We start from the raw sequence: 20,216 nt of genomic DNA, 5'->3' as shown, positions 1-20,216 counted from the left end.
CTTTACGCGGACAGAGCCCGGTCAACCAGCAAGGACATCGCGACGGTACGCACGCCCCTGATCGACGCGCTGAATCCGCGGGCGGTTGCGCGGACCGACTGAGCGGCGAGAGCCTGGATTTGCTGCGGGTTCGGTTGCGTCATGAGTTCCTCCGGTGTCTTGTGAGACTTGGGATCGGGCGATCCATGGAGGAAACTATAACAATGCTATCGAATAATCGTGTTTGATTAATTTTATCTATTCGATAGGGCGGGGCTGTTGCCTGTTTGGTGGGCAACTTTTTTCGGGCTGACTGCGCAAGGAACGTGCGGTCAGCCCGAACTATTGCCGATGGCAAGCGCTGAAGGCATTGCCAGAACAGTCACCGAATCAGTTGACGGCGACGGGCAGGTCCAGCTTCTTGACGCCCGGCAGATCGCACGCACTGATCGCGTCGCAAATCGCATCGATAGCAGGCATCCGCGTGAAGCTCTTGCGCCACGCGAGCACCACGCGGCGATCCGGCACGGGCTCGTCGAACGCGACGTAGCTGAGCAGACCGGCGTCGATACCGCCTGCGTGCGGCTTAACCTCATGCACCGACATGCGCGGCAGCACGGTAATTCCAACGCCGCTCGCGACCATATGGCGAATCGTCTCGAGCGACGAACCCTCGAACGTCTTCTGGATACCGTCCGCGTTCTGCGAAAAACGCATCAGTTCAGGGCACACACCCAGCACGTGATCGCGGAAGCAGTGACCGCTTCCGAGCAGCAGCATGGTTTCCTGCTTCAGATCGTCGGCGTCGATTTTCGGGCGGTTTTCCCACGCATGACCCGACGGCAACGCGACGACAAACGGCTCGTCGTACAGCGGACGCAGCATCAGCCCGGTTTCGGGAAACGGCAGCGCCATGATGGCGACGTCGATTTCGCCCTGCTTGAGCAGTTCGATCAGCTTGAGCGTGTAATTTTCCTGCAGCATCAGCGGCATCTGCGGGACGCGCTTGATCATCTGCTTGACGAGCGTGGGCAGCAGGTACGGTCCGATCGTGTAGATCACGCCGAGCCGCAACGGTCCGACCAGCGGATCTTTGCCCTGCTTCGCGATTTCCTTGATGGCCAGCGTCTGCTCCAGCACGCGCTGAGCTTGCGTGACGATCTGTTCACCGATGGGCGTGACGCTGACTTCACTGGTGCCGCGCTCGAAAATCTGCACGTTGAGTTCGTCTTCGAGCTTCTTGATCGCCACCGACAGGGTCGGCTGGCTGACGAAACACGCTTCGGCAGCCCGGCCAAAGTGCCGCTCGCGGGCAACCGCAACGATGTATTTCAATTCGGTGAGCGTCATTCGGGGACCAATCAGTGTTGTGAATTCGATAGGTTCTAGTTATACACCGATAGGGTCGGTTCGCCAACCTCTGGTTTCGGGCGCATCGGCCCGCACGCCTTGTCGTAGCAAGGCGCGCGGGCCGCTTTCATGCCTTCAGATACTGCTCACGCGCACCGAGCCAGCGCGCCAGATGCTGGATCACCACCTCGGGATATTTTTCGAGGAGAGCCGCAGCCGCCTCGCGCGCCGGTTCGATCAGCCATTGATCGTTTTCGAGATCGGCGAAACGCAGCATGGCCGCGCCCGATTGCCGCGCGCCCAGGAACTCACCGGGGCCGCGAATTTCCAGATCGCGGCGGGCGATCTCGAAGCCGTCGGCGGTTTCGCGCATGGTTTGCAGACGTGCCCGGGCGGTCATCGACAGCGGGCCGGTGTAGAGCAGCACGCATACCGATGCCGCGCTGCCTCGCCCCACCCGTCCGCGCAACTGGTGCAACTGCGCGAGGCCGAAGCGCTCGGCATGTTCGATCACCATCAGCGATGCGTTCGGCACGTCGACGCCCACTTCGATCACCGTCGTCGCGACCAGCAACTGCACTTCGTTGCGCGTGAACGCGTCCATCACGGCGGCTTTCTCGGCGGGCGCAAGGCGTCCATGCACGAGGCCGACCTTCAGTTCCGGGAGCGCCGCGACCAGCGTCTCGTAAGTCTCGACCGCGGTCTGCAACTGCAAGGTCTCGCTCTCCTCGATCAGCGGACACACCCAGTACACCTGACGCCCCGTCAGCGCGGCCTCGCGCACGCGGCTGATCACCTCTTCGCGGCGCGCGTCGGACACGAGCTTGGTCAGGATCGGCGTGCGGCCGGGCGGCAACTCGTCGATGGTCGATACGTCGAGGTCGGCGTAATAGGTCATCGCGAGCGTGCGCGGAATCGGCGTCGCGGACATCATCAGTTGATGCGGCTGGAAGTCGCGCGCGCCATCGGCGGCGTTCTGCGCCTTCGCGCGCAACGCGAGCCGCTGCGCGACGCCGAAACGGTGCTGTTCGTCGACGATCACGAGCCCGAGGCGCGCGAACTCCACCGCGTCCTGAATGATCGCGTGCGTGCCGATCACGAGTTGCGCAGTGCCGAGCGCGGCGGCTTCGATTGCGGCGCGCTTTTCTTTGGTCTTCAGGCTGCCCGCCAGCCACGCGACGCTCACACCGAGCGGTTCCAGCCAGCCGCGCAATTTGCGCGCGTGCTGTTCGGCGAGGATTTCGGTCGGCGCCATCAGCGCGGCCTGGTAACCGGCGTCGATCGCCTGCGCGGCGGCCAGCGCGGCCACGATCGTCTTGCCGCTACCGACGTCACCTTGCAGCAGACGCTGCATCGGATGCGGCTGTGTCAGATCGAGCGCAATTTCTCCGCCGACGCGCTCCTGCGCCTTCGTCAACGCAAACGGCAACGCCTTCAACAGACGCGCGACCAGCGCCGCTTCGTCGCCCAGCTTGCGGCGCGGCATGGCCGGCGCGGCGCGCGTGCGGCGCTCGTCATGCGCGCGCTTCAACGACATCTGCTGCGCGAGCAACTCTTCGAACTTGATGCGCACCCACGCCGGATGCGTGCCGTCGATCAACGCAGTCTCGTCGGACTGCACGCCCGGATGATGCAGCGTGCGCACGGCGTCCATCAGCGACGGCACGCCGAGCGGCTGCATGTAAGTTCGCGCGATCGACTCGGGCAGCAGTTCCGGCAACGACGTGCGCGACAGCGCGTTATCGATCGATTTACGCAGATACGCCTGCGTCACGCCTGCGGTGCTCGGATAGACCGGCGTCAGCGCCTGCGGCAGCGGCGTGTCTTCATCGACGACGCGCACGGCCGGGTGGACCATCTCCATGCCGAAGAAACCGCCGCGCACGTCGCCGCGCACCCGCAGCCGCGCGCCGATTGCCATCTGCTTGACCTGCGAGCCGTAGAAATTCAGGAAGCGCAGCACGAGTTCGTCGCCGGCGTCGTCGTGCAGTTTCACCAGCAACTGACGGCGCGGGCGATACGCGATCTCGTTGTCGAACACCACGCCTTCGGTTTGTGAAATGCCGCCTGGCAGCAGGTGTCCGATCGGCGTCAGCGAGGTTTCGTCCTCGTAGCGCATCGGCAGATGCAGCACGAGATCGATGTCGCGGGTGAGGCCGAGCTTGGCGAGCTTGTCGACGGTTTTGACGGGAGCCTTGGCGGCGGATTTGCTGGAGGACTTCGAGGTCGAGCGGCCAGCGGAACTGCCTGCTGGCTTGTCGCCGAATTCGTTTGGCGGGACCTTGCTCGATGCTTCACCCGACGAATGGCTCGATGCATGACTCAATGCGTCAACTGACGTGTCGCCTGGGTTCGCCTCCGGCTCGATATCAGGCTGGCCGTCCGCGGACGTGCCCCCGCGCCTGTGCGCCGTCAAACCGGCGGCCACCGCCACCTCAACCGCCTCACCCTTCCGTGCGACGCGGCGCTTCGGTTCGGCGCCCGGTTCATCGTTAGCGGAGGGCAATCGGCGGTCGGACAAAGGCATGGGCTGCTTCGCAAGTACAATATCGGCTGTCAAAGGGTTCGCACGCCATACAGCGCGCGGGCTCGCGGGCTGTTCAGCGTCCCGCAATCATAGCCGCCCGGCTTAGGCTTCGGCTCAATTCAGTCTCAATTCGCATCCAGTCGTTCGCATGCTTACGCTTTCCGATTTCGATTTCGATCTGCCACCCGAGCTGATCGCGCAAGTTGCGCTGCCCGAGCGCAGCGCCAGCCGTCTGCTCGAGGTGGACAACTCCGTTTCCGCCGACACCGCGCGTCTGATCGACCGCCGCTTTGCCGAGCTGCCCGAGTGCATCGCGCCCGGCGATCTGCTGGTCTTCAACGATACCAAAGTCCTGAAGGCGCGCTTCCTCGGCCAGAAGGCCAGTGGCGGCAAGGTCGAAGTGCTGGTAGAGCGCCTGACCGGCGAGCGCACCGCGCTCGCGCAGATCCGCGCGAGCAAGAGCCCGCAGCCGGGCACGACGATCCGTCTGGCCGACGCCTTCGACGTCACGCTCGGCGAGCGCGTCGAGCCGTTCTACACGCTGCATTTCCCCGACGACTGCCTGACGCTGATCGAGCAGTTCGGCCGTCTGCCGCTGCCGCCGTACATCGAGCACGATCCCGATTCGACCGACGAAACCCGCTACCAGACCGTGTTCGCGCAGAATCCAGGCGCAGTCGCGGCGCCCACGGCCGGCCTGCATTTCGACGAAGCGCTGCTCGCGAAACTCGACGCCCACGGCGTGGAGCGCGCGACGCTCACGCTGCACGTCGGCGCGGGCACGTTCCAGCCGGTGCGGGTCGAGAATCTCGACGAACACAAGATGCACAGCGAGTGGTATCACCTGCCGCAGTCGCTGGCCGACAAGATTGCCGCGACCAAAGCGCGCGGCAATCGCGTGATCGCGGTGGGCACGACCTCGATGCGCGCGCTCGAAGCCGCCGCGCGCGATGCCGACGCCGCCGGCCGTCCGCTGGGCGCGGCCAGCACCGAAACCGATATTTTCATCACGCCGGGGTATAAATTCCGCGTGGTCGACCGGCTGGTGACGAATTTCCATCTGCCGAAATCGACGTTGCTGATGCTGGTTTCAGCGTTCGCGGGCGTGGAAACGATCCGCGCCGCGTATCGTCACGCGATCGAGCAGCGTTACCGCTTTTTCAGTTACGGCGACGCGATGCTGCTGACGCGCCGCGACGACTGAACGCCAACGCCGCCCGCGCGCCAACCGCGCTGTTTTTCAAGTTTTTGCAGTTCCCCAGCCGCCGCGATCCTTCCGGCGGCGTTTCAACATTTGCGCCGGACTGTTCTCCGGTAGCACAGGAGTTTTTTAGATGACCGACGGTCACATCAGCAGCACGCGCGCCGACCACGGCGCGTATCTCGGCGACCACGTGCGCCCCGAAAACGGCCTCAAATTCGAACTGCTCGGCACCGACGGCCAGGCGCGCCGTGGCCGCGTCACGCTGAATCACGGCGTGGTCGAAACGCCGATCTTCATGCCGGTCGGCACCTACGGCACGGTGAAAGCCGTCCAGCCGCGCGAGCTTCACGAGATGCACGCGCAGATCATTCTCGGCAACACATTCCACCTGTGGCTGCGCCCCGGTCTCGAAACCATCGAGGCGCACGGCGGTCTGCACCGCTTCATGGGCTGGAATAAGCCGATCCTGACCGACTCCGGCGGTTTTCAGGTGTTTTCGCTTGGCGATCTGCGCAAGATCACCGAGGATGGCGTCACGTTTGCATCGCCGATCAACGGCGACAAGCTGTTCCTGTCGCCCGAAGTGTCGATGCAGATCCAGAAAGTGCTGAACTCGGACATCGTCATGCAGTTCGACGAATGCACGCCGTACGCGACCAATAACGTGCCGACCTCGCATCAGGAAGCGGCCGATTCGATGCGCATGTCGATGCGCTGGGCGCAGCGTTCGATCGACGAGTTCAAGCGCCTCGGCAACCCGAACGCGCTGTTCGGCATCGTCCAGGGCGGCATGTTCGAAGACCTGCGCGACGAGTCGCTGGCGGGTCTCGCGGAGAAGGATTTCCACGGTCTCGCGATCGGCGGTCTGTCGGTCGGCGAGCCGAAGGAAGACATGATGCGCGTGCTGAACCACATCGGCCCGAAGCTGCCCGCCGACAAGCCGCACTACCTGATGGGCGTGGGCACGCCGGAAGACCTGGTGGCGGGCGTAGCCGCCGGCGTCGACATGTTCGACTGCGTGATGCCGACCCGCAACGCGCGCAACGGCTGGCTGTTCACCCGTTTCGGCGACATCAAGATCCGTAACGCCGTGCACAAGAATTCGCTGCGCCCGCTTGACGAACAATGCGGCTGCTACACCTGCCGCAATTTCACGCGCGGTTATCTGCACCACCTGCATCGGGTAGGGGAAATCCTGGGTGCCCAGCTGAACACGATCCACAACCTGCACTACTACCTCGAACTGATGCAGGAAATGCGCGATTCGATCGACGCAAAAATGTTCGAGCCGTTCCGCAAACGCTTCCACGAAAACCGCGCGCGAGGCGTCGAACAGGCGCCCTGACGCGGCTCGACGGCGGATTCCACAGAAGAATCCGCTGTCGCTGCCGAAGAAAACCTTACAATTTACTTTCGTCGTCGGGCGAAAAAGGCTTTAAACGGTTGATCGCAAAGCCGATTCGCCGTCCCGACGCCTAACTGGCCGGTGGTAGAATAATCGGCTGATTTTTTTGATCGTTTGACTGATAACGGAGAGACCAACGTGTCGTTCATTTCCAATGCCTTTGCCCAAGGCACAGCAACAGGTGGCATTGAATCGAACCTGATGAGCTTCCTGCCGCTGATCCTGATGTTCGGCGTGCTGTACTTCATCATGATTCGCCCGCAAATGAAGCGCCAGAAAGAGCACCGCAACATGCTCGCAGCCATGGCCAAGGGCGACGAAGTGGTGACGAACGGCGGCATCGTGGGCAAGGTCACCAAGGTGGGTGAGGCTTACGTCGGCGTCGAAATCTCGGAAGGCACGGAAATCACCGTGCAAAAAGCGTCGGTCACGACGATTCTCCCGAAGGGCACGATCAAGTCGCTGTAAGGCCGGCTCTCTCGCGTCCGGCGCGGCCTCGCGGCGATTCACGCAAATCTGCTGAATCGCCCGCGCTCATCGCCGGACGCATCGCTTCCAAGCCAACCTTCCCGTTGGACCACTCATGAATCGTTACCCCCTCTGGAAATACGCCGTGATGCTGGTGGCTCTGGTCATCGGTCTCGTGTACACGCTGCCCAACCTGTTCGGCGAAGCGCCGGCGGTGCAGGTGTCGAGCGGCAAGGCAACGGTCAGGCTCGACTCGACCACGCTGGCTTCGGTCGAAGCCGCGCTCGCCGCCAATCAGATCAAGCCGGACGGCGTCACGTTCGACAACTCGTCGACCAACGCGAACATCCGCGTGCGTCTGCCGGACACCGACACGCAATTGCGCGTGAAGGACCTGCTGCAAAAATCGCTGAACGCCGACCCGACCGATCCGCAATATGTCGTCGCACTGAACCTGCAAAGCGCGTCGCCGAACTGGCTGACCGCGCTGCACGCTCTGCCGATGTACCTCGGTCTCGACCTGCGCGGCGGTGTCCACTTCCTGCTGCAAGTCGACATGGCAGGCGCGCTGAACAAGAAGCTCGATTCGGACGCATCGGACGTGCGCACGCTGCTGCGTGACAACAATGTCCGCGACGGCGGCGTGAATCGCGTGAACCAGTCGGTGGTGGTCAACGTGGCGGATCAGGCCACGGCGGACGCAGCGCTCAAGCTGCTCGGCCGCGGCATCAGCGAACTCCAGTGGGCGACGCAGCCGGGTCAGGACGGTGGTCTGCAACTGGTCGGCACGTTCACGCCGGCCGTGCAGCGCGCCGTGCAGGACGCCGCGCTCAAGCAGAACATCACCACGCTGCATAACCGCGTGAACGAACTCGGCGTCGCCGAGCCGGTGATCCAGCAGCAAGGCGCCGACCGCATCGTGGTCGAACTGCCGGGCGTGCAGGACACGGCGAAGGCGAAGGACATCATCGGCCGCACGGCCACGCTCGAAGCGCGCCTCGCCGATCCGAACAATCTGCATCCGAACCCGAACGACCCGGTTCCGCCGGGCGACGAACTGTTCACGCAAGGCAATCAGGCGCCCGTCATGCTGCGCAAGCAGGTGATCTTCACCGGCGACCGGATTATCGACGCGTCGGCAGGCTTCGACGAACATCAGCGTCCGTCGGTCAACATTCGCCTCGACTCGGCCGGTGGCCGTGCGGTGGCGAGCGTGTCGCGCGACAACATCGGCAAGCCGATGGCGATGGTGCTGTTCGAAAAGGGCAAGGGCGAAGTGCTGACGGTGGCGACCATCCAGTCGGAACTGGGCGACCGCTTCCAGATTACCGGCCAGCCTAACCCGCAAGCCGCCGCCGACCTCGCGCTGCTGCTGCGCGCCGGTTCGCTCGCGGCACCGATGGAAATCATCGAAGAACGCACGATCGGCCCGAGCCTCGGGGCGGACAACATCAACAAGGGCTTCCATTCGGTCGTGTGGGGCTTCGTAGCGATCGCCGTCTTCATGATCGCGTACTACATGCTGTTCGGCGTGATCTCGGTGATCGGTCTGTCGGTGAACCTCTTGCTGCTGGTCGCGGTGCTGTCGATGCTGCAGGCCACGCTCACACTGCCGGGTATCGCCGCTATCGCGCTCGCGCTCGGTATGGCGATCGACGCGAACGTGCTGATCAACGAACGGGTGCGTGAAGAACTGCGCCACGGCGCGCCGCCGCAACTGGCTATCCAGAACGGCTACGCGCATGCATGGGCAACGATTCTCGACTCGAACGTGACGACGCTGATCGCCGGCCTCGCGCTGCTCGCGTTCGGCTCCGGCCCGGTGCGCGGCTTCGCGATGGTTCACTGTATCGGCATTCTGACGTCGATGTTCTCGGCGGTGTTCTTCTCGCGTGGCCTCGTCAACCTCTGGTACGGCGGCAAGAAAAAGCTGAAGTCGCTGGCGATCGGTCAGGTATGGCGTCCGGAAACGGCACCCGCAGGCTCGAACGCTTACCTCGGTAACGACGATGCCGCCACCGACACCGCACAGGCAGTCGCCGCGGTGACCAAGGGCAAGTCGAAGGCGCAGCAAGCCATCGAGCAGGCGCGCGGCGGCAAGCCGACCGTGCGTCGCCGCAATGCGCCGGGCACGTCGGACCAGACGTCGGGTTCGACGCAAGGTTCGTCGAGCACGCCGCAGAAACCGGGTTCATCCCGCTGAGTCCCGGAGAACAAGACCATGGAATTTTTCCGTTTTCGCAAAGACATTCCGTTCATGCAGCGTGCGTTGATTTTCAACGTGATTTCGCTGCTGACGTTCCTTGCTGCTGTGTTTTTCCTCGCGCATCGCGGGCTGCATCTGTCGGTGGAATTCACCGGCGGTACGGTTGTCGAGGTGCAATATCCGGGCACCGCGCCGCTCGATCCGGTGCGCAACACGCTGGCCAAACTCGGTTACGCCGACGCTCAGGTGCAGAACTTCGGCACCTCGCGCGACGTGCTGATCCGTCTGCCGCTCAAGCAGGGCTTCACGTCCGCGCAACAGAGCGACCAGGTGATGGGCGCGCTGAAGGCCGACACGCCTGAGGTGCAGTTGCAGCGCGTCGAGTTCGTCGGCCCGCAGGTCGGCAAGGAACTCGCCACCGACGGCCTGATGGCGCTCGCCTGCGTGGTGATCGGTATCGTGATTTACCTGTCGTTCCGCTTCGAATGGAAGTACGCAGTAGCCGGCGTGATCGCCAACCTGCACGACGTGGTGATCATTCTCGGTTTCTTCGCATTCTTCCAGTGGGAGTTCTCGTTGTCGGTGCTGGCTGCGGTGCTTGCCGTGCTCGGCTACTCGGTGAACGAATCGGTCGTTATTTTCGACCGGATTCGTGAGACCTTCCGTCGCGAACGCAAGATGACCGTGGCCGAAGTCATCAACCACGCGATCACCAGCACGATGTCGCGAACCATCATCACGCACGGTTGTACGCAAATGATGGTGCTGTCGATGTTCCTGTTCGGCGGTCCGACGCTGCACTACTTCGCTCTGGCGCTGACGGTCGGTATTCTGTTCGGTATCTATTCGTCGGTGTTCGTCGCTGCGGCGCTGGCCATGTGGCTCGGCGTGAAGCGCGAAGATCTGCTGAAGGACAAGAAAGACCGGGCTGATCCGAACGACCCGAATGCGGGCGCGCAAGTCTGATTTTTAGATAGACGGTGCAAAGCAGAAGGCCGGTTCGAAAGAACCGGCCTTCTGCTTTTACAGCCGCGTTTTACAGCCGCGCTTTCAAGACTCTCAAGATAACAGTCAACGGAAACCCAGCTTGCGCCGCGCGGCGATCAACGCCACCAGACTCACCAGCGCCGCAAAAATCATGTAGTAACTCGGCGCGGCCTTCGATCCCGTCACACTGATCAGCCACGCGATGATAAACGGCCCGAAGCCGCCGAAAATCGTCACCGCGATGTTATAGGCGAGCGACATGCCGGTCGTGCGCGTCTGCACCGGGAACATCTCCGACAGCAGGCCCGGCAACGCGGCGAAGTAACCGGTCATCAGAAAGCCGAATACGATCTGCAACGCGATCAGCGTGCCAAAGGTCGGATGCGCGACCAGATACACGAAGGCCGGATTGATCAGCACGAGCAGCAGCACTGCCGAGCCGAGCATGATCGTCGTCCGCCCGCGCCGGTCCGACAGATGCCCGACCACTGGCGAGAACACCATCTGGATCACACCGGTCAGCGCAATCGCCGAGAACGCCACCGACGGCGCCAGCCCCAGTTGCTTCACGCCATAAGTCGGCATGAACAGCACGAGATAGGTCGATACGGTCCCCAGCACCACCACGCCGATCGCAATCAGGAGCCGCAGCTTCTGGCTCGCAAAGGTGTCGCGCAGCGGCGTGTCCGTCGTTTCCGCCGCGAGAAACTCGGGCGTCTCGTCGAGCTTCGTGCGAATGTACCAGGCGACCGGCCCGATCAGCAGACCGAAAAAGAACGGCACACGCCAGCCCCAGGTGGTCATCTGTTCCGGCGACAACTGGCCGGTGAGCAACACACCGAAGCCCGCCGCCAGCAGCGTGGTCAGCCCCTGGCTCGCCACCTGCCAGCTCGCGAAGAAGCTGCGCCGCCCCGGCACGTGTTCCGCGAGAAAGGCGGTCGCGCTGCCGAATTCGCCGCCCGCCGAGAAGCCCTGCATCAAACGCGCAATCACGAGGATCACTGGCGCGGCAAGGCCGATGCTCTGGTAGGTCGGCAAGATGGCGATGATCAGCGTGCCGCTCATCATCAGCAGGATCGACAGTGTGAGCGCAGCTTTGCGTCCGGCGCGATCGGCGTACGCGCCAATCACGATCGCCCCGAGCGGCCGCATGAAGAACGACACGCCGAAGGTGCCGAGCGTCAGCAGCAGCGAGACCGTGTCGTTGCCGGCCGGAAAAAACAGCTTCGAGATGATCACTGCGAAGAAGCCGTACACCACCAGGTCGAACCATTCCAGCGCATTGCCGATCGACGCGGCGACTACTGCCCGCCATGAATTCTGTCGGCTCCCCGCGATGCTTGTTGCTGTCGTTGCGTTCATCGAGATCTCCAGTTTGCGCGCCATATTTTTGATGCGGGCCTTTCCTCTGATAACCCGACTTTGTCCGAACCGGATACGCGCATAACCGGTTCGGCTTCAGCGCTCTATTTAACTTGAAAATTAATCCAATGCGAGTGGCAAATTGAAAGCACTGCCGCATACGGCTTTAATTTGCGTTATCAGGCCGCACAGGCAATAAAAAACCGCTTCATCGCGAATGCGGATGAAGCGGTTTTGTGTTGCGGCGCAATGCGCTGCGCTATTCGATAACGGTATTAAAAGCCGTCATGCAGAAGCAGAAAAGAAGCGCTTACTGCTTGATTCCTTCAGTCTGGATATGCAGCTTCGTTTCCATGCTGAAACCGTATTTCACACCGAAATCCATACCGAAATCGGCGCGATTGAATTGCGCGCTTGCTTCCACGCCGCACACTTCACGCTTGAGCATCGGATGCTGCATGCACTTGAACGATTCGATCTTCAGATTCACCGGCTTCGTCACGCCGCGAATCGTCAGATTGCCGATCACTTCGACCGGCTTGTCGCCATCGAACTTGATATCGGTGCCCTTGTAAGTCACAGACGGATATTTGGCGACGTCGAAGAACGCATCCGTCTTCAGATGCTCATCGAGTTTGGCATTGCCGGTGTCGACCGAAGCGGGATCGACGGTCACATCCACGGAGCCGGTTTTGGCTGCGCGGTCGAGCGTCACCGTGCCGGAGCTTTTCGTGAACTTGCCGCGCCACACCGACAGGCCGCCGAAGTGATCCGCCTCGAAACTCGGATACGTGTGGGTCGGGTCGAGCTGGTAAGTGTCGGCGGCAAACGCGCCGAGCGACAACGAAGAAGCCAGCGCGCCAACCGCGATCAACAGGGATGTCTTCAATTCATGCTCCTGGGTATCTGTAAAAAAGCCTCGCCGAACCGCGCGGCGAGTGTCACGACTTCACGAACGTCACTTGCTTGAAACGATATGAAACTTGATCACCACATCGTCGGCGACCACCGACGTGTCTTTCCACTCGCCCGTACCGATATCGAATTGCAAACGCCTGATCGGCAATGAACCGTCGAAGGTTTGCGTGCCGCCCTGCTGCGTCACCGTGACCGGCACGGTCACCGTCTGCGATTTGCCCTTGATGGTCAGCTTGCCCGTCACCTTGAACTGGTTGCCGCCCGCCGCCGCAATCGCACTCGACACGAACGTCGCGTTCGGGAAAGTCTTCGCGTCGAACCAGTCCTTGCCACGCACCTGGTCGTTGTAGCTTTCGTCGCCGAGATCGTAGCTGCCCACGTCGATGGTCAACTGCGCGCTGCCGTCGGCGGGCTTCGCCGGATCGAACTTGATCTGCGCGGTGAATTTCTTGAACTTGCCTTCCACCGGCACGTTCATCTGCTTCGAGGTCGCCGTCACGGAACTCTTCGCGACATCGACCTGAGCCAGCGCGCTGCCGGCTGCGGTCAGCGAGGCCGCGGCGAACGCGGCGAGCATATAGCGATAAAACGAGACCTTCATGGGGATCCTTTTACTTGAGGAAAGGGAGCATGCGCGACAGCAGGCCGTCGCGATCCAGCCATTGATGCTTGAGCGCCGCCAGCACATGCAGCGCGACCAGCACGAGCAACGTGTAATTCAGCGTGATATGAACGGTTTTCAGCAATTCCTTGAGATGCGGGTCCGGAGCGATCAGACGCGGCAGCGGAATCAGCCCGAGGTAGACCACCGGCACATTGGCCGCCGAGCTATACAGGTAACCCGAGGCGGGAATCGCGACCATCAGCACATACAACAGCAGATGCACGAGATGCGCGGCGCCGCGCTGCCACATGGGCATGCGGCGCGGCATCGGCGGGGCGGTGTGAGTCGCGCGCCACAGAATGCGCAGGATCGCGAGCGCGAAGACGGTCACGCCGATCCATTTATGCCAGGAAAAGTAGCGCAGCTTGGTGGGCGTGAAGCCGGGGATGTCGGTCATCACCCAGCCGAGCGCGAAGCCGCAGACGATCAGCAGCGCGATCAGCCAGTGAAATGCAATGGCCGTGCGCGTGTACGACTCCCTGCCGCCAAATGAAGGATTGAGTGCCATGACTGATCAACGCAAGCTAAGAGAGGTTAACGACGCAACTTGCCCTGCTATTCCCTGGTTTCCAACGTCGATGCACGAGGCATCGGCGGCTCGGAAGCGGGCATAGGTCTGCTGCGGCGCGCTGCGGTACACGTCAAGGGCGCCATGCTACCGCAAGCGCAAAAAGCTGGCTGCACTCTGATGGAGACGGGCTGGTCCGAATTTTGCAAAGGGAGCAGGCGGCGGCTGAACAATTAGGGACGGAGGTTGTCAGAGCCATGTCGTCCGGTACTTGCGCACGGTATAAGATCCGTTCGTCCGCGCGCGGAGCAAGGCCCGGTGCGGCCTGGAAGCCGCGTTTGGTACTATTGCTCCACACTTTCGTCCGACCCGTATAAAAACCGGCCTTGCACGCTTCTCCTCACGTCGTTTGCCCTTCTGCCGTATGGAACATGACAACCTGATCGCGTGCCATGAGTGCGATACGCTGTTCCGCAAGCCACGGCTTGTGGGGCGCGTGTCCGCGCGCTGTCCGCGCTGCGGAGCGACGCTCTATCGCGGCGTGGCGCGCAAGCTCGACGCCATCTGCGCGATGACGCTGGCCGCGCTGATCACCTTTCTGATCGCCCAGGGCTTCCCGATCGTCGAACTCGAAACAAACGGCATCACCTCGCAAACTACCTTGTTCGGCGCGCTGATCGCGCTGTGGGACGAGGACATGCAGATCGTCGCCGTGATGGTGTTCTGCTCGACCATCCTCTTCCCGCTCACCGAACTGCTTGCACTGCTTTACGTGCTGATCCCGCTGCGCGCGGGTTATGTGCCGCCCGCGTTCAACCGGGTGCTGCGCGCGATCCAGTTCGTGCGGCCGTGGGGAATGATCGAAGTGTTCATGCTCGGCGTGCTGATCACCATCGTGAAGATGATCAGCCTCGCGCGCGTGATCCCGGAAGCGGCGCTGTTCGCGTTCGGGGTGCTGACGCTGATGTTCGCGGTGGTCGTCACGTTCGATCCGCGCGTGCTGTGGGATCTCGCCGACGAACTCGGCGATCGCAGTCAGCGGCCATTGCCGCGCACTTCGGCGGACAGCGCGGCGGTCGCCGTCGGCTCGGTCGCCGGGCCGCCTGCACCGCACGATCTGCCGCACGATCTGCCGCCGACGACGCAAACCGCCGCTCAGCCGGACGCGAAACCCGCTGCGCCGGGCGGCGTGCCGCCCGCGCCTCATCAGGGATGACATCGCGATGAAATACGTCACTGCCCGGCGCGCGGGCCTCGTTTCCTGCCACGCGTGCGGACGCGTCGAACCGCGCATCCGCTCCATCACGCCGCAGCACTGCACCCGCTGCGGCGCGCAGCTTCACTCGCGCAACCCCGACAGCCTGATGCGCACATGGGCGCTGCTGATCGCCGCCGCACTGCTGTATATTCCGGCGAATCTGTTGCCGGTCATGCACACGGCGTCGCTGCTCGGTTCCGAAGACGACACCATCATGAGCGGCGTCGTGTATTTCTGGACCTCGGGCGACTGGCCGCTCGCGATCATCGTGTTTGTCGCCAGCATCATGGTGCCGATGCTCAAGCTCTCCGTGCTCGTGCTGCTCACCGTCACCGCGCAGCGCCGCTCGCGCTGGCGGCCCGACCAGCGCACCACGCTGTACCGGATGGTCGAGCGGATCGGCCGCTGGTCGATGCTCGACGTGTTCGTCGTCACGCTGACCGTGGCGCTGGTGCGCTTCAAATCGCTTGCCGTGATTACCGCCGGGCCGGGGGCGATCGCCTTCGGTTCGGTGGTGATTCTGACCATGCTGGCATCCATGCAATTCGATCCACGCCTTATCTGGGACCACGTGGAAGGCAGTACTCAAAAACCTCAGGATCTTCACCATGACTAGCCCGCAAGGACCGACGCCCGCTTCCAGCGATGCGCCGCGCAGCGATTCGAACGGACCGAAGCTGCCGCCGCAATTGCCGGACCCCGAGATCGAGCCGCGCAGCCGCTGGCTGCCGTCGCTCGTCTGGGTGATTCCGCTGATCGCCGCGCTGATCGGCATCGCGCTCGTGATCAAATCGGTCACGGAAAAAGGCCCGACCATCACGATCAGTTTCATCAGCGCCGAAGGTCTCGAACCCGGCAAGACCCAGGTCAAGTACAAGGACGTGACGGTCGGCTCGGTGAAGACCATCACGCTGTCGAAAGACCTGTCGCACGTTCTCGTCGAAGTGCAACTGACCAAGGAAGGCGAACACTTTGCGGTCAAGGATTCGCGCTTCTGGGTGGTGCGGCCACGGGTCGGCGCGAGCGGCGTGTCGGGTTTGACCACGTTGCTTTCCGGCGCTTACATCGGCACCGACGCGGGCCGTTCGACCGATTCCGAGAAAAACTTCGTCGGCCTCGAAACGCCGCCGCCCATTACCGGCGACCAGAAGGGCCATCAGTTCATCCTGCACGGCGACTCGCTCGGCTCGATCGACATCGGCTCGCCGATCTTCTATCGGCGCGTGCAGGTCGGCCAGGTGGTCGGCTTCTCACTGGATAAGGACGGCACCGGCGTGACCATGCAAGTGTTCGTGTCCGCGCCGTTCGACCAGTACGTAGGCACCAACTCGCGCTGGTGGCACGCGAGCGGCGTCGATCTGCGGCTGGATTCGAGCGGCTTCAAGCTGAACACGCAATCGCTCGCGACGGTGATCGTCGGCGGTCTGTCGTTCCAGTCGCCGCCGGGTCAGGGCGTCGGCGCGCAGGCGCCGAACAACATGACGTTCCGCCTCGGCTCGGACGAATCGGACGCGATGCGCGAGCCGGACGGCGTGCCGCTGCGCGTGGTGATGAACTTCAACCAGTCGCTGCGCGGGCTGTCGATCGGCGCAACGGTCGATTTCCGCGGCATCGTGCTCGGCCAGGTGACCAACATCGGCATCGACTACGACCCGAAGACGCGCAGCTTCACGATGCCGGTGACGATGAACATCTACCCCGACCGCCTCGGCAAGCGCTTCCGCGAGACTGCGCCGCAGCCGGGCAGCCTGGCGGGCCAGAGCCTGTTGCAGGCGCTCGTCAAGCATGGTCTGCGCGGGCAGTTGCGCACCGGCAATCTGTTGACGAGCCAGTTGTACGTCGCGCTGGATATCTTCCCGAAGGCGCCGCCAGCTACGGTTGATGTCGCCAGCGATCCGCTCGAATTGCCGACCATTCCGAACACGCTCGACGAGTTGCAGGTGCAGGTCGCCGATATCGCGAAGAAGCTCGACAAGGTTCCGTTCGATCAGATCGGCGACAACCTGAACAGCGCGCTGAAGAACGCCGACGGCCTGTTCAAGCGGCTCGACAAGGAAGTCGTGCCGGAAGCCCGCGACACGCTCGCGGCGGCCAAGCAGACCTTCGGCTCGGCACAGGCGACGTTGCAGCAGGACTCGCCGTTGCAGTCGGATGTTCATCAGGCGTTGCAGGAATTGACGCGCACGTTGCAGTCGCTGAACGCGCTGTCGGATTACCTCGAGCGTCATCCCGAATCGCTGTTGCGCGGTAAATCAGGAGATAAACCATGATGTTTGCCCGGCCCCCCCGCCCGCCGCGCGGGCTCGTCCGCGGCGCTGTGTATGCCGGCGCGTTGGCCGCGCTGGTCGCCATGGCCGCGTGTTCGTCGCCGGCGAGCCGCTTTTACACGCTGGGCGCGGACGGCGCGTCGGCGTCCGCCGCAGCCCCGGCTCCGCTCGCCACGGCCCGAACCTCGGCCGCTCCGGCATGGATGATCGAAGTCGCGCCGATCGACGTGCCGCCGCAAGTCGCGAAGAATCAGCTGGTCGTGCAAACCGGCCCGACCCAGGTCCGGGTGCTCGAAGAGGAGCGCTGGGCGTCGCTGCCCGGCGACGAAATCCGGCGTGCGTTGTCGACCGACCTGACGCAGCAGCTCGGCACCATCGACGTGTACGGCACGGCTCATCCGAATGCGACGCCGGTGTATCGGGTCAGCATGAACGTGCAGCGCTTCGAGTCGTGGCCCGGCTCGCACGCGTTGATCGACGCGGTGTGGAGCGTGCGTTCGGTCAGCAGCAACGCAGTGATGACGTGCCGCAGTGTGGTCAATCAGCCGGTCAGCGGCGGGTATGACGCGCTGGTCGATGGTCATCGGCAGGCGTTGCAGCAGATTTCCGTGCAGGTTGCGTCGGCGGTGAAGGCGATGGCGGCGGTGAATTCACAGGCGTCTTCGTCTTCTTCGTCTTCGGCCAAGGCGAACGTGATCGTGCCGGCGTGTCCGTCGGCAGCCGGCAGCACGGGCACTGGCGCCTGAAGTGTTCGATTCGATCAAACGATTCATCAAGAAATGGCGTGCTTCACGCGACGGCGGTCACCAGCTCGATGCGTTGCTGGCGATCGCCGACCGCACCGCGCCCTACCCCGAACGCAGCGAATGGCTGATCGAACTGGCGCACTGGATTCGCCGGGGCCGCGCGGTGCAACCCGCCGCCGCTGAAAACACGCCATCTCAATCGACCCCGCCGCATACGCGCATCCGTTACCTGCTCCATGTGCTGGACCGCAATCCCGCGTGGAAAGCGAACGTCGCCGGCATTCTGCGCAGGCTGCTGCGTGAAAGCGACGGCCTCTCGCTGCTCTGCGACGCCGGCATGCCGGTGCATTCGGGCTTCTTCGGCGCGTTGTTCGAGCGCCTCGAAGCGTCGCTGATCCCGCCCGCGCCGAACCGCCGCGACCTCACCGCGATCGTCACACTGATGTTCAGCTCGGAGCGCGACGCCGAATGGATCGCCGCGCTGCCCACCGATCTGCTGATACGCATTCACGCGCTGTTCGACTACGCCGCCGACGGCGACGAGCAGCGCGACGCCACGCCGTTTTCGCTCGACCTGCTGGCCGCGCTGCACAACCTGACCTGCCAGATCAGTTCGACGGGGTTGTCGCAAACGGTGCGCAGCCGCCTGGGCGGCACGCGCGCCGGTCACGACAGTGGCGACAACGTGCACGACTCGCACGACGTGAGCGACGCCAGCGACGTCCGCGTGGCGATGGAAAAGCAGCCGTTCTACCGCCTCACGCGCGCGATGCTCGCCGTCGAAGCCGCGCATCACGCGTTCGCGGCCGGTGGTCCGCAGGATCAGCTGCTGCGCGAAGTGAACTACCTGCGCCTGCTGCTCGACGAATGCCGTGGCGCCACCGACAAAGTCTTCGCGCACCTGTACCGCAACGGCGTGAGCGTCGACATCGTGTTCCAGGTCGAACGGATGCGCATGCGGATCGTGCGCGCCGAGCATCTGCTGAATGCTTGGATGGCGCACGACGATCCGCATGCGAGCGCACGTCTGACCGCCGAACTCGTCAACGCGAATCATGCGAGCCAGAGCGTCGCGCACCTGATGCGCAGCAACTTTTCGCTGCTCGCGCGCAAGGTCGTCGAATACAGCGCGGATACCGGCGAGCACTACATCGCCCGCGACCGCGCCGAGTATCTGAAGATGCTGCGGATGGCGGCCGGCGGCGGACTCGTCACCGTCGTCACGGTCTGCGTGAAGTTCGCGATTACCGGCGCGCATTTCCACGCGATGTTCGAAGGACTGCTGGCCGGCATCAACTACGCGGCCAGCTTCCTGCTGATGCACTTCCTGCACTTCTCGCTCGCCACCAAGCAGCCGGCGATGACCGCACCCACCCTCGCTCGCGAACTCGACGGCGTGGGCACACCTGCGGGTGTCGACAGTTTCGTGAGTTCGGTGACCGCGCTGATGCGCACGCAAGCCGCCGCCGTGCTCGGCAACGTTCTGCTGGTGTTTCCCGTGTGTCTCGGCGTGCAGTTGCTGTGGCATGCGCTGTTTCATGCCGACATCATTTCGCCGGAAAAAGCGCACGCCACACTGCACTCGTTCTCGCTTTGGGGACCGACGCCGTTCTACGCCGCGTTGACCGGCGTACTGCTGTGGTCGTCGAGTCTGCTCGCGGGCTGGGCGGACAACTGGTTCGTGTTGCATCGCGTCGCCGATGCGCTCGCCTACAACCGCCGTCTGCGGATCACGCTCGGCGCAGCGGGGGCCGACCGGATCGCACACTTTTGCCGGGCGAACGTGGCAGGGGTCGTCGGCAATATCACGCTCGGCCTGATGCTCGGACTCGTGCCCGCGATCCTGACCGCCTTCGCCTTCTCGTTCGAAGTGCGTCACGTGACGCTCAGCGCCGGTTCGATCGGCGTCGCGCTCGGCGTGCTCGGCAAGGGGGCGCTGAAGCTGCCGGAGTTGTGGTGGGCGGTGGCGGGTGTCGGCAGCATGGCGATTCTCAACGTCGCCGTGAGTTTCGCGCTCGCGTTCTACATGGCGGTGAAATCGCGCGATCTGCGGCGCAATGCGGTGCGCTCGCTGCGCGGTGCGATCTGGCAGCGGGTGTTCCGGCATCCGCTGGAACTGGTGTGGCCGGCGAAAGCGGAGCGCGAAGCGCGGTAAGGCAAACCCGGGCGCGGCGGCTCTAACGAATGAACGGGGCCGCTGCGTTGTGCTCGTGCGCAGCCATGAAGCTCAAGCGTGGAACGCGCCCGCGGCGTCGCCGGTCCCGATCGGCATGCGCCGCGCCGCACTGCTTGCGCGGCCCTCCACGCAATCCCCCATGGCGCGCCACCTCGACCGCGTACAATAGCGCCTTATCTAACGCCTTCCGG

17 protein-coding genes are annotated in these 20,216 nt (G+C 63.4%); 10 read left to right on the top strand and 7 right to left on the bottom strand.

Annotation, left to right across the window (positions count from 1 at the left end):
• Positions 1–2 precede the first annotated feature (2 nt).
• From BLS41_RS38885 to recG, 3 genes are all read right to left on the bottom strand, one after another.
• A complete protein-coding gene (locus BLS41_RS38885; protein WP_171910190.1) occupies positions 3–143 on the bottom strand; it encodes a hypothetical protein in 141 nt (46 codons plus the stop codon).
• 226 nt (positions 144–369) lie between these two features.
• On the bottom strand, positions 370–1,329 hold the full coding sequence (locus BLS41_RS03785; protein ID WP_074763072.1) for a LysR substrate-binding domain-containing protein: 960 nt from the start codon (positions 1,327–1,329) through the stop codon (positions 370–372).
• Positions 1,330–1,456: 127 nt separating this feature from the next.
• The gene (gene recG, locus BLS41_RS03780; protein WP_074763071.1) at positions 1,457–3,856 is read right to left on the bottom strand and encodes an ATP-dependent DNA helicase RecG; all 2,400 of its coding nucleotides are present in this window, start codon (positions 3,854–3,856) and stop codon (positions 1,457–1,459) included.
• A gap of 148 nt (positions 3,857–4,004) precedes the next feature.
• Between recG and queA the strand changes: the two genes are divergently transcribed.
• The 5 genes from queA to secF all read left to right on the top strand — a co-directional run bounded on the left by queA (position 4,005) and on the right by secF (position 10,105).
• Positions 4,005–5,060, top strand: a complete 1,056-nt coding sequence (gene queA / locus BLS41_RS03775; protein WP_074763070.1) for a tRNA preQ1(34) S-adenosylmethionine ribosyltransferase-isomerase QueA — start codon at positions 4,005–4,007, stop codon at positions 5,058–5,060.
• 130 nt (positions 5,061–5,190) lie between these two features.
• Positions 5,191–6,405, top strand: coding sequence for a tRNA guanosine(34) transglycosylase Tgt (gene tgt / locus BLS41_RS03770; RefSeq protein ID WP_074763069.1), 1,215 nt, complete (start codon positions 5,191–5,193; stop codon positions 6,403–6,405).
• Between the two features lie 198 nt (positions 6,406–6,603).
• Positions 6,604–6,933, top strand: a complete 330-nt coding sequence (gene yajC / locus BLS41_RS03765; protein ID WP_007179286.1) for a preprotein translocase subunit YajC — start codon at positions 6,604–6,606, stop codon at positions 6,931–6,933.
• 115 nt (positions 6,934–7,048) lie between these two features.
• Positions 7,049–9,136: a protein translocase subunit SecD gene (gene secD, locus BLS41_RS03760; protein WP_074763068.1), complete on the top strand. Its 2,088-nt coding sequence runs from the start codon at positions 7,049–7,051 to the stop codon at positions 9,134–9,136.
• 18 nt (positions 9,137–9,154) lie between these two features.
• Entirely contained in the window at positions 9,155–10,105 is a 951-nt protein-coding gene (secF, locus tag BLS41_RS03755; RefSeq protein WP_074763067.1) for a protein translocase subunit SecF, read from the top strand.
• Positions 10,106–10,210: 105 nt separating this feature from the next.
• Here the strand turns inward: secF and BLS41_RS03750 are convergent, their stop codons facing one another.
• The 4 genes from BLS41_RS03750 to BLS41_RS03735 all read right to left on the bottom strand — a co-directional run bounded on the left by BLS41_RS03750 (position 10,211) and on the right by BLS41_RS03735 (position 13,578).
• Positions 10,211–11,488 carry an MFS transporter gene (locus BLS41_RS03750; protein WP_074766262.1) on the bottom strand — a complete coding sequence of 426 codons (1,278 nt, stop codon included), beginning with the start codon at positions 11,486–11,488 and terminating at the stop codon, positions 10,211–10,213.
• A gap of 310 nt (positions 11,489–11,798) precedes the next feature.
• Positions 11,799–12,365, bottom strand: coding sequence for a YceI family protein (locus tag BLS41_RS03745; RefSeq protein WP_074766260.1), 567 nt, complete (start codon positions 12,363–12,365; stop codon positions 11,799–11,801).
• An 81-nt stretch (positions 12,366–12,446) separates the two neighbouring features.
• The gene (locus tag BLS41_RS03740) at positions 12,447–13,007 is read right to left on the bottom strand and encodes a YceI family protein (protein WP_074763066.1); all 561 of its coding nucleotides are present in this window, start codon (positions 13,005–13,007) and stop codon (positions 12,447–12,449) included.
• A gap of 10 nt (positions 13,008–13,017) precedes the next feature.
• Positions 13,018–13,578: a cytochrome b gene (locus BLS41_RS03735; protein WP_074763065.1), complete on the bottom strand. Its 561-nt coding sequence runs from the start codon at positions 13,576–13,578 to the stop codon at positions 13,018–13,020.
• Between the two features lie 424 nt (positions 13,579–14,002).
• Here BLS41_RS03735 and BLS41_RS03730 point away from each other — a divergent pair, with 424 nt between their 5' ends.
• From BLS41_RS03730 to BLS41_RS03710, 5 genes are read left to right on the top strand one after another with little or no spacing between them, the layout of a single operon-like run.
• A complete protein-coding gene (locus BLS41_RS03730) occupies positions 14,003–14,794 on the top strand; it encodes a paraquat-inducible protein A (RefSeq protein WP_074763064.1) in 792 nt (263 codons plus the stop codon).
• Positions 14,795–14,801: 7 nt separating this feature from the next.
• A complete protein-coding gene (locus BLS41_RS03725) occupies positions 14,802–15,452 on the top strand; it encodes a paraquat-inducible protein A (RefSeq protein WP_074763063.1) in 651 nt (216 codons plus the stop codon).
• Complete coding sequence (locus tag BLS41_RS03720; protein WP_074763062.1) at positions 15,445–17,106, top strand: PqiB family protein; 1,662 nt, start codon at positions 15,445–15,447, stop codon at positions 17,104–17,106. The genes BLS41_RS03725 and BLS41_RS03720 overlap by 8 nt, the downstream gene beginning before the upstream one ends.
• Positions 17,103–17,849, top strand: coding sequence for a PqiC family protein (locus BLS41_RS03715; protein WP_074763061.1), 747 nt, complete (start codon positions 17,103–17,105; stop codon positions 17,847–17,849). Before BLS41_RS03720 ends, BLS41_RS03715 begins: the two co-directional genes overlap by 4 nt.
• 1 nt (position 17,850) lies before the next feature.
• The gene (locus BLS41_RS03710) at positions 17,851–20,004 is read left to right on the top strand and encodes a site-specific recombinase (protein WP_074763060.1); all 2,154 of its coding nucleotides are present in this window, start codon (positions 17,851–17,853) and stop codon (positions 20,002–20,004) included.
• The last annotated feature ends 212 nt before the right edge of the window (positions 20,005–20,216 follow it).

This window comes from Paraburkholderia fungorum, from assembly GCF_900099835.1.
GTDB classification, from domain to species: Bacteria; Pseudomonadota; Gammaproteobacteria; order Burkholderiales; family Burkholderiaceae; genus Paraburkholderia; species Paraburkholderia fungorum_A.
The sequence above is the reverse complement of the archived record's forward strand: the minus strand, read 5'-3'. Positions and strand labels throughout refer to the sequence as shown.